This window comes from Pseudomonas sp. ZY71 (genome assembly GCF_036542145.1).
Taxonomy (GTDB): domain Bacteria; phylum Pseudomonadota; class Gammaproteobacteria; order Pseudomonadales; family Pseudomonadaceae; genus Aquipseudomonas; species Aquipseudomonas koreensis_A.
Map to the genome: position 1 here is coordinate 5501026 of NZ_CP144274.1, position 15157 is coordinate 5516182.

A 15157-nucleotide genomic window follows, 5' to 3' on the forward strand; every position below is an offset into this window, starting at 1 on the left:
CCCCGAGCCCCAGCGAGCGGGCCGCACGCAGGAGCAAGCCTTTTTGGTTACTTTTTCGGCGTCTGGAAAAAGTGACCCGCCGTAAGGGCGGAACCCTAAGCCGCCGTTACCGCAGCAACGGATATGCACCCAGCGAAACTGACAGCGCCGACAGCTAGCCGTCACCCTCCTGACCCCCAAACAAGTTTATAAAGACCCTAACCCTGCCCAAAATCCGTCCGGCGCCCACCCCGCATGCGAATCCAAAAGAACAAAGCCCTGCTCGCCACCCTATTGATCGTCCTCGCAGGCGCAGGTCTGTGGTACGCCCTGAAACCCGCCCCGACCAAACTCGCCACCCCCACCGCCATCCCGGTGCGAGTCATAGCGGTCAGCGAAAAAGACGTCCCCCGCTACACCAGCGGCATCGGTTCCGTACTCTCATTACACAGCGTCGTCGTGCGCCCCCAGATCGACGGTATCCTCACCAAAATCCTCGTCAAAGAAGGCCAACTCGTCAAAGCAGGCGACCTGCTGGCCACCATCGACGACCGCTCCATCCGCGCCAGCCTCGACCAGACCCGCGCCCAACTGGGCGAAAGCCAGGCGCAACTGCAAGTCGCCCTGGTCAACCTCAAACGCTACAAACTGCTCACCGTCGACGACGGCATCTCGAAGCAGACCTACGACCAGCAACAAGCCCTGGTCAACCAACTGAAGGCCACCGCCCAAGGCAACCAGGCTTCGATCGACGCCGCGCAAGTACAACTTTCCTACACGCAGATCCGCTCCCCCGTCACCGGCCGCGTCGGTATTCGCACAGTCGACGAAGGCAACTTCCTGCGCATGACCGACACCGCCGGCCTGTTCACCGTCACCCAGATCGACCCGATTGCCGTCGAGTTCTCGCTGCCGCAGCAAATGCTGCCGACCCTGCAAGGCCTGATCAACGATCCGCAACGCGCACAGGTCAAGGCGTACATCGGCGCCGACACCGACGGTGAAACCGGCAACCTGCTCGGCGAAGGTCATCTGACCCTGATCGACAACCAGATCAACGCCAACACCGGCACCATCCGCGCCAAGGCCGAATTCGCCAACGCCAGCCAGAAACTCTGGCCCGGCCTGCTGGTCACGGTAAAAATTCAGACAGCCCTCGACAAAGATGCGCTGGTGGTCCCGCCCACCGTCGTACAACGTGGTCTCGACCAACACTTCGTTTACCGGGTCAACGGCGACAAGGTCGAAGCCGTGCAAGTGCAGATGGTTTACCAAGGCAGCGGTCAGGACATCATCAAAGGCGTGAAGGCCGGTGACGTGCTGGTCACCGACGGCCAGTCGCGGCTCAAGCCAGGCTCGACCGTACAAGTGATGACCGAGCCGGCGCAGGTGGTGCAAGCGGAGCCGAAACCATGAAGGCGCACAAAGGCGTCTCCACATGGTGTATCGATCACCCGGTGGCGACGATTCTGCTGACCATCGCCCTGGTACTGGTCGGCGCAATTGCCTTCCCGCGTCTGCCAATCGCCCCACTGCCGGAAGCGGAATTTCCTACAATCCAGGTCTCCGCGCAATTGCCCGGCGCCAGCCCCGACACCATGGCCTCGTCCGTGGCCACGCCGCTGGAGGTGCAATTCAGCGCCATCCCCGGCATGACCCAGATGACCTCCAGCAGCGCCTTGGGCTCCAGCCTTTTGACCCTGCAATTCACCCTCGATAAAAGCATCGACACTGCCGCGCAGGAAGTCCAGGCGGCGATCAACACCGCCGCCGGCAAACTGCCCAAGGACATGCCAACCCTGCCAACCTGGAAGAAGGTCAACCCGGCCGACAGCCCGGTGCTGATCCTCAGCGTCAGCTCGACGCAAATGCCCGGCACCGAACTCAGCGACCTGGTGGAAACCCTGCTCTCGCGTCAGATCAGTCAGATCGACGGCGTAGGCCAAATCAACATCACCGGTCAGCAACGTCCGGCGATTCGCGTGCAAGCCTCGGCAGACAAACTGGCGGCGATCGGCCTGACCCTCGCCGACATTCGTCTGGCGATCCAGCAGACCAGCCTCAACCTCGCCAAAGGTGCGCTGTACGGCGAATCGAGCATCTCGACGCTGTCGACCAACGACCAGTTGTTCCACCCCGAGGACTACAGCCAACTCATCGTTTCCTACAAGGACGGCGCGCCGGTTCACCTGCGCGATGTCGCCAAAGTCGTCAACGGTTCGGAAGATGCCTACGTGCAAGCGTGGGCCGGTGATCAACCCGGTGTGAACCTGGTGATCTCGCGCCAACCCGGCGCCAACATCGTTGAAACCGTCGACCGTATTCAAGCCGCCCTGCCCGGCCTCGAAGCGATGCTGCCGGCGTCGGTGCAGGTGAAAACCCTGATCGACCGTACGCAGACCATTCGTGCATCCCTGCATGAAGTCGAGATCACCCTGTTGATTGCGATCATGTTGGTGGTCGCGGTGATGGCGCTGTTCTTGCGCCAATTGTCAGCGACACTGATTGTCTCGGCGGTACTCGGCGTGTCGCTGATCGCCAGTTTCGCCCTGATGTATATCCTCGGTTTCAGTCTGAACAACCTGACGCTGGTGGCGATCGTGGTGGCCGTGGGGTTTGTGGTCGACGATGCCATCGTCGTGGTGGAGAACATCCACCGACATCTGGAGGCCGGCGACGACATGCGCGAGGCGGCCATCAAAGGTGCCGGCGAGATCGGTTTCACCGTGGTCTCGATCAGTTTCTCGCTGGTGGCGGCATTCATTCCGCTGCTGTTCATGGGCGGCGTGGTTGGGCGCCTGTTCAAGGAATTTGCCCTGACCGCGACCTCGACCATCATGATTTCCGTGGTGGTGTCGCTGACCCTGGCGCCGACGCTGGCGGCGCTGTTCATGCGTAAACCGGTGCACCACGCCCACGCCAAACCGGGTTTCAGCGAACGCCTGCTCGGCTGGTACGAACGAGGCCTGCGCCGCGCCCTCGCCCATCAGAAATTGATGATCGGCGTGTTCGGTCTGTCGCTGGCGCTGGCCATCGGCGGTTACATCTTTATCCCGAAAGGTTTCTTCCCGATTCAGGACACCGGTTTCGTCCTCGGCACCACCGAAGCTGCGGCGGATATTTCCTACGGCGACATGGTGAAAAAACACCTGGCGATGGCCGAAATCGTCGCCGCTGATCCGGCCGTGCAGGCGTTCTCCCACTCGGTCGGCGTCTCCGGCAGCAACCAAACCATCGCCAACGGCCGCTTCTGGATTGCCCTGAAAAAACGCGGCGACCGTGACGTCAGCGCCAGCCAGTTCATCGACCGCATCCGTCCGCAACTGATGAAAGTCCCCGGCATCGTTCTCTATCTGCGCGCTGGTCAGGATATCAACCTCAGCTCCGGCCCGAGCCGCGCGCAGTACCAATACGTGCTCAAGAGTAACGACGGCGCGACCCTCGCCACATGGACGCAACGCCTAACGGAAAAACTGCGTAGCAACCCGGCGTTCCGCGACATTTCCAACGACCTGCAATTGGGCGGCAGCATTACCCACATCAGCATCGATCGCAGCGCCGCCGCACGTTTCGGCCTGACCGCCAGCGATGTCGACGAGGCGCTGTACGATGCGTTCGGCCAGCGCCAGATCAATGAATTCCAGACCCAGGTCAACCAGTACAACGTGATTCTGGAACTGGACACCAAGCAACGCGGCAAGGCCGAAAGCCTTAACTACTTCTACCTGCGCTCGCCGCTAAGTGGCGAGATGGTGCCGCTGTCGGCGCTGGCCAAGTTCGATGCGCCAACCATTGGCCCACTGTCGATCGCGCATGACGGCATGTTCCCCGCCGCCAACCTGTCGTTCAATCTGGCGCCCGGTGTGGCGTTGGGTGACGCAGTGATTCTGCTCAATCAGGCCAAGGCCGAGATCGGCATGCCCACCGCCATCAGCGGCAATTTCCAAGGTGCTGCGCAGGCCTTCCAGAGTTCGCTGGCCAGTCAGCCGTGGCTGATTCTGGCGGCACTGGTGGCGGTGTACATCATTCTCGGCGTGCTTTATGAAAGCTTCGTACACCCGCTGACGATCATTTCGACGCTGCCGGCGGCAGGTTTGGGCGCAGTGATCATGCTGTGGATCTGCGGTCAGGATTTTTCGATCATGGCCTTGATCGGGCTGGTGTTGCTGATCGGTATCGTCAAGAAGAACGGCATCCTGATGATCGACTTCGCCCTGGAGGCGCAGCGCCACCGAGGCCTGTCGCCACAGGATGCGATTTTCGAAGCATGCATCACGCGGTTCCGGCCGATCATCATGACCACCCTCGCCGCCCTGCTTGGCGCGCTACCGCTGATGCTCGGTTACGGCACTGGCGCCGAACTGCGCCAGCCGTTGGGGATCGCGGTGGTCGGCGGTTTGCTGGTCAGCCAGATGCTGACGTTGTTTACCACTCCAGTCATATACTTGTGGCTCGAGCGGCTGTTCCACCGGCCCAAACCGATGCCCTCACCGGCGTTGGCGACCACAGACTGAGGCAGGGTCATGCGCGTTCTGATTATCGAAGACGAGGAAAAAACCGCGGACTATCTGCACCGCGGTCTGACGGAACAGGGTTACACCGTGGATCTGGCTCGCGACGGCGTCGAGGGTCTGCATCTGGCGCTGGAAAGCGACTACGCGGTGATCGTCCTCGACGTCATGTTGCCGGGCCTCGACGGCTTCGGCGTGCTGCGCGCATTGCGTGCACGCAAGCAGACCCCGGTGATCATGCTCACCGCCCGCGAGCGCGTCGAAGACCGCATCAAAGGCCTGCGCGACGGTGCCGACGATTACCTCGGCAAACCGTTTTCCTTCCTTGAACTGGTCGCACGTTTGCAAGCGCTGACCCGGCGCAGCGGCGGGCATGAACCGGTGCAGGTGAGCATCGCCGACCTGTGGATAGATCTGATCAGCCGCAAGGCCACTCGCGCCGGCACTCGTCTGGATCTGACCGCCAAAGAGTTCTCGCTGTTGAGCGTGTTGGCCCGCCGCCAGGGTGAAATCCTCTCGAAAACCGCAATTGCCGAGATGGTCTGGGACATCAATTTCGACAGCGATGCCAACGTCGTCGAGGTGGCGATCAAACGCCTGCGCGCCAAACTCGACGGACCGTTCGACGAGAAACTGCTACACACCATTCGTGGCATGGGTTATGTGCTGGAGAGCCGTGGTGTCCAGTAACTCGATTGCCCTGCGCCTCAGTGGAATGTTCACGCTGGTGGCGCTGGTGGTGTTTCTGTTGATCGGTGGCGCGTTGTATCAACAGGTCGACAAAGGCCTGGGATTGCTCCCGGAAGCCGAGCTGGATGCGCGCTACAGCGTGCTCGAATCGGCGCTCAATCGCTTCGGCACGCCAGAGCATTGGGTCAAGATCAACGCCAAGTTGAAGCTGCTCGGTGAGGAGGACAAACGCATTCGTTTCTGGGTGGTGAGCGGCGATCCGGGTTACGAATACGGTCAGCCAGATGCGGTGATTCGCGCGTTCGCCCAAGGCCCGTTGGGCATGCATGATCTGCAGTTGGCCGACCATCCTTATCCGCTGAAAGTACTGCTGACCGAGTTGCCGGCCAAGGATCAGCGCCCGCCGCTGCGCTTCATGATAGGCATTGATACCGAGACGTTTCATGAGACTCAGCACAACCTGTTGATCGCGCTGATCGGGCTGGCGATTGTCGGTGTGCTGATGGCTTCGGCGCTGGGTTATTGGGTGGCGCGGATTGGTCTCAAACCGTTGATCAAACTGTCCCATGAAGCCCAACGTCTGGCGCCGCCGCTGCGGGCCGGCCGCTTGCGTTTGTCGCCGCTCCCGCCGGAGCTGGAGCAGTTTGTCGACTCGTTCAACTCGACGCTGGAAAGGGTTGAAGTCGCCTATTCGCGGTTGGAATCGTTCAACGCCGACGTCGCTCATGAGCTGCGTTCGCCGCTGACCAATCTGATTGGCCAGACGCAAGTGGCGCTGACCCGTGGACGCTCTGCAGAACATTATTTCGAAGTGCTGCAATCCAATCTGGAAGAGTTGGAACGGCTGCGTTCGATCATCAACGACATGTTGTTTCTGGCCAGTGCCGATCAGGGCAACAAGGCGACCAAATTGACCTCGACTTCCCTGGCCGATGAGGTGGCAACGACGCTGGAATATCTGGATTTCATTCTTGAAGACGCACAGGTTGAAGTGCAGGTCAGCGGTGATGCGCTGGTGCAGATCGAGGTCGCGCATCTGCGCCGGGCGCTGATCAATTTGTTGAGCAATGCGGTGCAGCACACCGGGGCGGGTCAGGTGATCGAGGTGCGGATTGAGGTTGAAGCGCATCAGGTGAGTATTGGTGTCGCCAACCCCGGTTCGCCGATTGCCAGCGAGCATTTGCCACGCTTGTTCGAGCGCTTTTATCGGGTCGATGCGTCGCGTAGCAACAGTGGCAATAACCATGGGTTGGGACTGGCGATCGTCAAGGCGATTGCGTTGATGCATGGTGGAGATGTGTTTGTGCGCAGTGATCGGGGGATGAATACATTCGGGATTTATTTGCCGGTCTGAAAAGCCCCTCACCCTAACCCTCTCCCGGGGGGAGAGGGGACTGATTGGGGGATGCTGCAAATGTGCACCGACCTGATCTTGATTTACCGAATCCATAATCGACTCGATCTTTCAGGTCGATGTACAACGCCAGACACCTCGGTCAGCTCCCTCTCCCTCCGGGAGAGGGGACTGATTGGGGGATGCTGCAGATGTGCACCGACCTGATCTTGATTCACCGAATCCATAATCGACTCGATCTTTCAGGTCGATGTACAACGCCAGACACCTCGGTCAGCTCCCTCTCCCTACGGGCGGTCCGACGTTTCGGGAGGGTTGGGGTGAGGGGCTTTTGACTGACATTGAAATATCGAGTCGAACTCAGGCTTTGAAAAGCCCACAATCTGCTCCCTTTCCCCCTTGCCCCATTGGGGGAGAGGGCTGGGGTGAGGGGGTGATCTTTGCTTGTGCTGTAACAGTCATTTATGAAAATCACGCTGTTTCCCAACGCCCGGCGACCTTATCTTTGCCCGCACCAAACAGCACTCGCCAAGCGAGAAGGTTTTCAAGATGTCCAACAGTATGGGTATTGCCAGCGCGTTCGTTTTGTCCTCATTGATCCTGTCGCCGATGGCGATGGCTGAAGAATCGCAGTCGTTCGTGGCGCAAAATGTCGCTCGCGCTCAGGCCTTCGACCAGCATCAGGCCGAAGTGATGGCCAAGGCTCAGGACGCCTCGCAAGCCCCTCAGGCTGCCACTTCCCAGACTCAAGCATCCGAGAAAGACAGCTGAGTCGCGCACCGCGCCAACGTTTCCCTCGACGCGGTTGTTTGGCTCTTCCCGTTCAATCGTCGTCATTCCAGGCCGCTGCCTTTTAGCGGCCTTTTTTCGTTGTGGTCTGAAAGCCGTTTGGTTCGTCTGTAACAACAAGAAACATCGAGCGCCTCAAAATATAGAAGCGCCAGTTGACCCAAGGAGCTCCATTGCACGTGCGTTACCCAGTCCGTTTCACCCCGCTGTTCATTGCAATTGCCGCAACGATTGCCCCTGCCGCTCACGCCGACGAGCCTGCCAAACAAGGCTTTGTCGAAGGTTCGAGCCTCAACCTCAACGCCCGCAACTACTACATGAATCGCAACCGCTTGCAGAAAGCGGACGACAACATCGAGTGGGGCCAGGGCTTTCTTGGCATCTTCAAGTCGGGCTACACCGAAGGTACGGTCGGTTTCGGCATTGATGCCCACGCCATGCTCGGGCTGAAACTGGATGGCGGTGGCGGCACCGACGGTTCGAGCATCCTGCCGGTCAGAGAGAACGGCGGCAAAGCGCCGGGGGCGTTTTCCACCGCAGGTGGCACGCTGAAAATGCGCGCGTTCGATACCGAGTTGAAGGCCGGTGATCTGTTCCTCACCAACCCGGTGATTGCCGGCGGTGACACGCGCATGCTGCCGCAGACCTTCCGTGGTGTGAGCCTGACCAACCACAGCTTCGACGGCTGGTTGATCGAAGGCGGCCAGGCCAGTTTCACCAAGCCTTACAACCAGAGTGGCCACACACGCATCGGCACTTCCTACGGGACATTGGCCGAGGGCGACGAGAGTCAGCACCTGAACTGGGCCGGCGTGGCCTGGAGCGGTGTCGAAGGCCTGACCAGCAGTCTTTACGCCTCCGAGCTGAAGAACATCTGGAACCAGTACTACTACGACCTCGACTACACGTGGCAGTTGAACGATCTGGTCAGCCTCAACCCGGGCCTGCACTTCTATCACACGCAAGACACCGGTGATGCGCTGCTGGGCAACATCGACAACAACACCTACAGCCTGCATTTCACCGTTGGCGTCGGTAATCACAGCGTTACTGCCGCGTATCAGCGGGTCAACGGCAACACGCCGTTCGACTACATCAGTCAGGGCGACAGCGTTTATCTGGATAACTCACAGCAGTATTCCGACTTCAACGGCCCGAACGAACGCTCGTGGAAGCTTAAATACGCCTACGACTTCGCCGGTGTCGGCGTACCGGGGCTGACCTCGTCTGTGTCCTACTCGCGCGGCACTGTGGATCTGACCAAGGTCGACCCTGACAGCAAAGGCTATTCCAACTGGTACAGCGCCGATGGCCGCAACGCCAAGCATTGGGAACGCGATCTCGATCTGAAATACGTCGTGCAGAGCGGTCAGGCCAAGGATCTGGCGGTGCACCTGCAATGGGCGACCAACCGTGGCGGCAACGGTTACGGCGTGATTGATTCGGACACGGATGAATACCGCGTAATCATCGACTACCCGATCAACGTCTTCTAAGATCGGCGCTAAGCTGACTGCAGACTGACTCCGATAGCTCAAGCAATGACCAAACCTGTGGGAGCGAGCTTGCTCGCGAAGGCGATCTTTCAGCAACATTGATGTTGGCTGACACAACGCATTCGCGAGCAAGCTCGCTCCCACAGGTATTTTGCGTCAAGCGCTTCGGTGGTGTTGTGCAACTACGCTTATAAGACTTTCCCCAACCGACAGCCCAATCATGATCGCGAGCCGTACCCCACCCGTTGCGGGCAAGACCGGACGCCCCGAGCTGCTGCTGATCTGCGGCAGTTCGCTGACCGTGATCGCGATTCTGTGCATCGTCACGTTCCTGCTGATCCGCGAGCACGCCAACGCTCAGGAATCGGCGACCCGCAGCGCCACCACCATCGCGCAACTGATCGACGCCGATGTGCTGCGCACCGTCGAGTTGTACGACTTGACCCTGCAAGGCCTGATCGCCGCCGCGCAACGCGACGACCTGCAGGATGTCTCGCCGCAGATCCGCCATCTGGCGCTGTTCGACCGCTCCACCACGGCGCGCTTCAAGGGCGACATTCTGCTCCTCGATAAACACGGCGATGTGATCGCCGATTCTTCGCGAATCGAGCCGAAACCGGGCAATTTTGCCGACCGCGATTACTTCCTCGCCCACGCGTTCAACCGCGATGTCGGCATGTATATCAGCCGCCCGTTCAAGACCCGTTGCGACTGCGACGAAGCCAACCAGTGGCGCATCAGCTTCAGCCGACGGATTTCCTCGGACACCGGTGAGTTCGCCGGTGTGGCCGTGGCGTCGATGAAGCTCGACTACTTCGACCAGTTGTTCAACAGCCTCGACATCGGTAAAGACAGCACGTTGAACATCATCGACAACGACGGCGTGCTGCTGGCGCAGAAGCCTTATCTGCAAAGCGATTCGATCGGCAAGAGCTTCGGCAACCGGCCCAACGTCATACGGATTCTGCGCGACAAGAGTGGCAATGGCAGTTTCAACAGCGTTTCCAGCATCGACCATCAGCAACGTCTCTACACCTATTCGCGGGTCGGCAATCTGCCGTTGATCGTGATGGTCGCGCTGTCCAGCGACGAGGTGTTCGGCACGTGGCGTCGGACCGCCCTGTTGATCAGCGGCGCCACGGGGGTGTTGTGCGTGGGTTTGCTGTGGCTGACCTGGCTGCTGGCCCGCGAGTTGCGCTTGCGCCAGCGGGCCGAGCGCGAGCTGGCGCAACTGGCCGCCACCGACGCGCTGACCGGTGTGGCCAATCGGCGGATGCTCGATCAGGCGTTGCGTCATGAGTGGTTCCGCGCCCAACGCTCGGGCAAGCCGATGTCGGTGATGATGATCGATGCCGACCACTTCAAGGCGTTCAATGATCGGCATGGGCATCAGGGCGGGGATCAGGCGCTGAAGACGCTGGCCAGGGTCATTACTGAAAGTGTGCGGCGACCGGCGGATCTGGTCGCGCGTTATGGTGGCGAGGAGTTTTCGGTGATTCTCGCCGAGACCGACGGTCATGGCGCGCAGCAGATTGCCGAGCATATTCGTCAGGCGGTGGAGCAGTTGCCATTGGTCGACGGGGCCGAGCGGCCGATGACGGTGAGCATTGGCATCGCGACGTGGACGGCGGCGAGTGAGATGACGCTGGAGCAGTTGCTGTTTGCGGCGGACAAGGCGTTGTATCAGGCCAAGGAAGGTGGGCGTAACCGGGTGGTGGTGGCTTCCTGATAAATGTAGTGGCTTCACCGGCCCTATCGCGAGCAGGCTCACTCCTACAGGGGAATGCATTTCAAATGTAGGAGTGAGCCTGCTCGCGATGGGGCCGGCCCAGGCAACACAAAAACTGCAGGCATAAAAAAAGGCCATCCGAGGATGGCCTTCAAAAAACTAGAGAGGTTTTTTACTTACACCGCCGCAACCGGGCGCATGTAAGAGATTGGTGCGGTGCTGGCGTCTTCGAACGTCACCACTTCCCAAGCATCTGTCTGCTCAATCAACTTGCGCAGCAGCTGGTTGTTCAGTGCGTGGCCGGACTTGAAGCCCTTGAACTCACCAATCAGGCTGTTACCCAGCAGATACAGATCGCCAATGGCATCGAGGATCTTGTGCTTCACGAATTCGTCTTCATAGCGAAGGCCGTCTTCGTTCAACACGCCATCGGCATCGACCACGATTGCGTTTTCAACGCTGCCGCCGAGTGCGAGGTTGTGCTTGCGCAGGTACTCGATATCACTCATGAAACCAAAGGTACGGGCGCGGCTGACTTCTTTTACGAACGAAGTGCTGGAAAAATCCACGCTTGCACTTTGGGTGCGGTCCCGGAATACCGGGTGATCGAAATCGATCTCGAAGCTCACCTTGAACCCTTCGAAAGGGACGAAAGTGGCGCGCTTGTCGCCGTCTTCCACTGTCACTTCACGCAGGATGCGGATGAATTTCTTGGCGGCGTCCTGTTCTTCCAGGCCTGCCGATTGAATCAGGAATACGAAGGGTCCAGCGCTGCCATCCATGATCGGGACTTCGGACGCGGAGAGCTCGACGTAGGCGTTATCGATGCCCAGGCCAGCCATGGCCGAGAGCAAGTGCTCTACCGTGTCCACTTTGACGTCGCCGTTGATCAGCGTCGTCGACATAGTGGTTTCACCGACGTTTTCCGCGCGGGCAGGAATCTGCACCACAGGGTCGAGGTCAGCGCGACAAAACACAATGCCAGTGTCGACAGGCGCAGGCTTGAGGGTCAGATAGACCTTCTCACCGGAGTGCAGGCCTACACCTGTGGCACGGATAATATTTTTCAGTGTGCGTTGTTTAATCATGGCTTGGGCCGCTTCAGCGCAAATTGCGAACTGGTATCAACAAAGGCTGGCGATGATAGCAGACCATGCCTTTGCTGAACACCAATCACCTTCATAGCCCTGATACATTCCATCAATCGGCCTGACGACGCAGGAAAGCCGGGATGTCCAGGTAGTCCAGATCATCTTGCGGATTCATCTTCGCGGCAGCCGCAGCACCGGCCTGAGCCTGGTTGCGCATGACGGTCGGACGGTCCAGATCACGGTAGTTCACCGCTGGTGCTTCCTGACGGGCCGCAGCCGGTTGTTGCACCTGGGCGGAAGCCATGGAGGTGTGAACGGTGTTGTCGATGACCTTTACAGGCTTCTCGATTTTTGCGCCCAGACCAGTGGCAACCACGGTTACGTGCAGCTCGTCGCGCATGTCCGGATCGATAACGGTACCGACCTTGACCATCGCGTGCTCGGAAGCGAAGGCTTCGATGATCGAACCCACGTCGGAGTACTCACCCAGGGACAGGTCAGGACCGGCGGTGATGTTCACCAGGATGCCGCGTGCGCCTTGCAGGTTCACGTCTTCCAGCAGCGGGTTACGGATCGCCGCTTCGGTGGCTTCACGTGCACGGTTCGGACCGCTGGCGCAGCCAGTGCCCATCATCGCCATGCCCATTTCGCTCATCACGGTACGTACGTCGGCGAAGTCGACGTTGATCATGCCCGGACGCTTGATGATGTCGGAGATACCGCGAACGGCACCGGCCAGTACATCGTCTGCCTTGGCGAAAGCCGACAGCAGGCTTGCGTCTTTACCGAGGATGGTCAGCAGCTTCTCGTTAGGAATGGTGATCAACGAGTCGACGCTTTCCGAGAGCATGCGGATGCCTTCATCGGCGATCTGCATACGCTTGCGGCCTTCGAACGGGAACGGACGCGTTACGACCGCAACGGTCAGAATGCCCATTTCCTTGGCCACTTCGGCGATGATCGGCGCAGCACCGGTACCGGTGCCGCCGCCCATGCCAGTGGTGATGAACACCATGTTGGTGCCCTGCAGGACTTCGGCAATGCGCTCACGGTCTTCGAGAGCGGCCTGACGACCTACTTCAGGGTTGGCGCCGGCGCCGAGACCTTTGGTCACGCCGGTGCCCAGTTGCAGAATGGTACGCGCGCCGATGTTTTTCAGCGCTTGAGCATCAGTGTTGGCGCAGATGAACTCAACGCCTTCGATGTTGCTCTTGACCATGTGATTGACAGCGTTGCCGCCGCCACCGCCAACACCGATAACTTTGATTACCGGGCTTGCGGGGATGTTGTCTACGAGTTCGAACATTTTCCCTCTCCTTACATTCTCTAGTTTTTTCGCCTACTGCTTTTTTGTTGCGGTGTTGCGGTAAAGCTTTAGAAGTTGCCTTGAACCCACTTCTTCAATCGGTCCAGCAACGGCGCCTGCGGCTCTTCGTTGCTGTAGCTGTCGCGGCTGCCGATGCCGGAGAACGAAACTCCGTCGGACTGCTTTTGCAGGCCGTACATCAACAAGCCAACGCCAGTGGAATAAATCGGGTTGCGCACCACGTCATCCAGGCCCTTGACGCCATGCGGCACGCCCAGACGGACCGGCATATGGAAGATTTCTTCGGCCAGTTCAGTGGCGCCTTCCATCTTCGAAGTACCGCCGGTGAGGACGATGCCGGCCGGGATCAGGTCTTCGTAGCCGCTGCGACGCAGCTCGGCCTGGATCAGCGTGAACAGTTCGTCGTAACGCGGCTCGACCACTTCGGCCAGGGCCTGACGCGACAGTTCGCGCGGTGGACGGTCGCCAACGCTTGGCACCTTGATGGTTTCACCGGCACCGGCCAGCTTGGCCAGGGCGCAGGCGTAGCGAATCTTGATCTCTTCGGCGTACTGGGTCGGGGTGCGCAACGCCATGGCGATGTCGTTGGTCACCTGATCACCGGCAATCGGGATCACTGCGGTGTGACGGATCGCGCCTTCAGTGAAGATCGCGATGTCGGTGGTGCCGCCGCCGATGTCGACCAGGCACACGCCCAGTTCTTTCTCGTCGTCGGTCAGCACCGAGTAGGCCGAGGCCAGTTGCTCGAGAATGATGTCGTCGATTTCCAGACCGCAGCGACGCACGCATTTTTCAATGTTCTGAGCGGCGTTGACGGCGCAGGTGACCACGTGAACCTTGGCTTCCAGACGCACGCCGGACATGCCCAGTGGCTCGCGCACGCCTTCCTGGTTATCGATCACGTAATCCTGCGGCAGGGTGTGCAGCACGCGCTGGTCAGCCGGGATCGCCACAGCCTGAGCGGCGTCGAGCACGCGCTCAAGGTCAGCCGAGCTGACTTCGCGATCACGGATCGCGACGATGCCGTGGGAGTTCAGGCTGCGGATGTGATTGCCTGCAACGCCGACGAACGCCGAGTGAATGCGGCAGCCCGCCATCAGTTGGGCTTCTTCGATCGCGCGCTGGATCGATTGCACGGTGGACTCGATGTTGACCACCACGCCCTTCTTCAGGCCACGGGACGGATGGGTACCGATCCCGACGATTTCCAGCGAGCCGTCGTCGGAAACCTCGCCGACCAGCGCCACCACTTTGGAGGTGCCGATATCGAGACCGACGATCATTTTGCCGCTTTGCACGTTTGCCATGGGTCCTGCCTCTTCTTAATTCTTTGCGACAGCGGGTTGGGCTGTCGTCGGCGCTACTGGTTCCCGCCAGCCAACAGCAAGGCCGTTGGCGTAGCGCAGATCGATGCGCGCAATGTTCGTAATCTGGTCTTTAAGTGTCTTGTCATAGATGGCGATAAAGCGGCGCATCTTTTCCACCAGGTTGCCGCGTCCCAGCAGCAACTCGATGCCGGGGCCGGAACTGCCGGCACCGGTGGTCAGGAACCAACTCCCGCGTTCACGCAATTCCAGGCGCGCAATCGAGAAGCCCAACGGCCGCAGCATCTGGCTCAGCACCTGATACTGCTGCATCACTTGCTGCTGGGCCCGTTGTGGGCCGAACAGCTGTGGCAGGTGTTCGTAGTTCGCCAGTTCCTTGGGCGTAAACGCCTGGCCCTGGTTGTTCAGCAATGACTCGTCGCCCCAACGCGCCACCGGGAGTTGCTCTTCGAGGCGGATCACCACCTGGTCCGGCCACACGCGACGGACTTCGGCGTGGGCGATCCACGGCATCTGCTCAAGCTCGGTGCGCATGCCGGCCAGGTCGATGGTGAAGAAGCTCGACGCCACGTACGGGGCGATCCGCTGCTGCACCGCTTGCTGGCTGATGTAGCTCAGGTCGCCCTGCACGGCGATCTTGGTGATCGGCCGGTCGGCGTACGGCAGCAGACGCGTTGCGCCTTCGTAAGTACCGAAGCCCAGCACCACCAACAGCACCGGCCAGAACAGACTTTTCAGAAAGCTGAAATTGGCTTTCGGCAGGCGCGCGGACATCGGCTCTTTCGCCACCATTCGGCTGGCACCCCGTGGCACCGGCTTGCGGCCGGGTGCGGGAGGCTGATGTCGGAGCTGAGCGCCTTGCATCG

At 59.9% G+C, this 15157-nt stretch carries 11 protein-coding genes; 7 read left to right on the plus strand and 4 right to left on the minus strand.

Annotation, left to right across the window (positions count from 1 at the left end):
- Positions 1 to 234: 234 nt before the first annotated feature.
- The 7 genes from VY732_RS24335 to VY732_RS24365 all read left to right on the plus strand — a co-directional run bounded on the left by VY732_RS24335 (position 235) and on the right by VY732_RS24365 (position 10548).
- Positions 235 to 1395: an efflux RND transporter periplasmic adaptor subunit gene (locus tag VY732_RS24335; RefSeq protein WP_123595733.1), complete on the plus strand. Its 1161-nt coding sequence runs from the start codon at positions 235 to 237 to the stop codon at positions 1393 to 1395.
- A complete protein-coding gene (locus VY732_RS24340; protein WP_331692021.1) occupies positions 1392 to 4493 on the plus strand; it encodes a multidrug efflux RND transporter permease subunit in 3102 nt (1033 codons plus the stop codon). Before VY732_RS24335 ends, VY732_RS24340 begins: the two co-directional genes overlap by 4 nt.
- A 9-nt stretch (positions 4494 to 4502) precedes the next feature.
- Entirely contained in the window at positions 4503 to 5180 is a 678-nt protein-coding gene (locus VY732_RS24345; RefSeq protein ID WP_007916978.1) for a heavy metal response regulator transcription factor, read from the plus strand.
- On the plus strand, positions 5170 to 6534 hold the full coding sequence (locus VY732_RS24350; protein WP_331692032.1) for a heavy metal sensor histidine kinase: 1365 nt from the start codon (positions 5170 to 5172) through the stop codon (positions 6532 to 6534). Before VY732_RS24345 ends, VY732_RS24350 begins: the two co-directional genes overlap by 11 nt.
- A 549-nt stretch (positions 6535 to 7083) precedes the next feature.
- The gene (locus tag VY732_RS24355) at positions 7084 to 7305 is read left to right on the plus strand and encodes a hypothetical protein (RefSeq protein ID WP_077574472.1); all 222 of its coding nucleotides are present in this window, start codon (positions 7084 to 7086) and stop codon (positions 7303 to 7305) included.
- 197 nt (positions 7306 to 7502) lie between these two features.
- On the plus strand, positions 7503 to 8819 hold the full coding sequence (locus VY732_RS24360; RefSeq protein WP_331692034.1) for an OprD family porin: 1317 nt from the start codon (positions 7503 to 7505) through the stop codon (positions 8817 to 8819).
- A 220-nt stretch (positions 8820 to 9039) separates the two neighbouring features.
- On the plus strand, positions 9040 to 10548 hold the full coding sequence (locus tag VY732_RS24365; RefSeq protein WP_331692036.1) for a sensor domain-containing diguanylate cyclase: 1509 nt from the start codon (positions 9040 to 9042) through the stop codon (positions 10546 to 10548).
- Positions 10549 to 10724: 176 nt separating this feature from the next.
- Here the strand turns inward: VY732_RS24365 and lpxC are convergent, their stop codons facing one another.
- From lpxC to VY732_RS24385, 4 genes are all read right to left on the minus strand, one after another.
- Positions 10725 to 11636: a UDP-3-O-acyl-N-acetylglucosamine deacetylase gene (gene lpxC / locus VY732_RS24370; protein ID WP_007916984.1), complete on the minus strand. Its 912-nt coding sequence runs from the start codon at positions 11634 to 11636 to the stop codon at positions 10725 to 10727.
- Between the two features lie 112 nt (positions 11637 to 11748).
- Positions 11749 to 12945: a cell division protein FtsZ gene (ftsZ, locus tag VY732_RS24375; protein WP_007916986.1), complete on the minus strand. Its 1197-nt coding sequence runs from the start codon at positions 12943 to 12945 to the stop codon at positions 11749 to 11751.
- Positions 12946 to 13013: 68 nt separating this feature from the next.
- Positions 13014 to 14273 (minus strand): cell division protein FtsA, encoded by a 1260-nt coding sequence (ftsA, locus tag VY732_RS24380; RefSeq protein ID WP_007916987.1) that lies wholly within the window; start codon positions 14271 to 14273, stop codon positions 13014 to 13016.
- A 15-nt stretch (positions 14274 to 14288) separates the two neighbouring features.
- The gene (locus tag VY732_RS24385; RefSeq protein ID WP_007916989.1) at positions 14289 to 15155 is read right to left on the minus strand and encodes a cell division protein FtsQ/DivIB; all 867 of its coding nucleotides are present in this window, start codon (positions 15153 to 15155) and stop codon (positions 14289 to 14291) included.
- Between the last annotated feature and the right edge of the window lie 2 nt (positions 15156 to 15157).

What these genes read in the sequence shown, in the direction of transcription:
- VY732_RS24335 (WP_123595733.1), top strand. Translation starts at nt 235, where the DNA reads ATGCGAATCCAAAAGAACAAAGCCCTGCTCGCCACCCTATTGATCGTC.
- VY732_RS24340 (WP_331692021.1), top strand. Translation starts at nt 1,392, where the DNA reads ATGAAGGCGCACAAAGGCGTCTCCACATGGTGTATCGATCACCCGGTG.
- VY732_RS24345 (WP_007916978.1), top strand. Translation starts at nt 4,503, where the DNA reads ATGCGCGTTCTGATTATCGAAGACGAGGAAAAAACCGCGGACTATCTG.
- VY732_RS24355 (WP_077574472.1), top strand. Translation starts at nt 7,084, where the DNA reads ATGTCCAACAGTATGGGTATTGCCAGCGCGTTCGTTTTGTCCTCATTG.
- VY732_RS24365 (WP_331692036.1), top strand. Translation starts at nt 9,040, where the DNA reads ATGATCGCGAGCCGTACCCCACCCGTTGCGGGCAAGACCGGACGCCCC.
- lpxC (WP_007916984.1), bottom strand. Translation starts at nt 11,636, where the DNA reads ATGATTAAACAACGCACACTGAAAAATATTATCCGTGCCACAGGTGTA.
- ftsZ (WP_007916986.1), bottom strand. Translation starts at nt 12,945, where the DNA reads ATGTTCGAACTCGTAGACAACATCCCCGCAAGCCCGGTAATCAAAGTT.
- ftsA (WP_007916987.1), bottom strand. Translation starts at nt 14,273, where the DNA reads ATGGCAAACGTGCAAAGCGGCAAAATGATCGTCGGTCTCGATATCGGC.
- VY732_RS24385 (WP_007916989.1), bottom strand. Translation starts at nt 15,155, where the DNA reads ATGCAAGGCGCTCAGCTCCGACATCAGCCTCCCGCACCCGGCCGCAAG.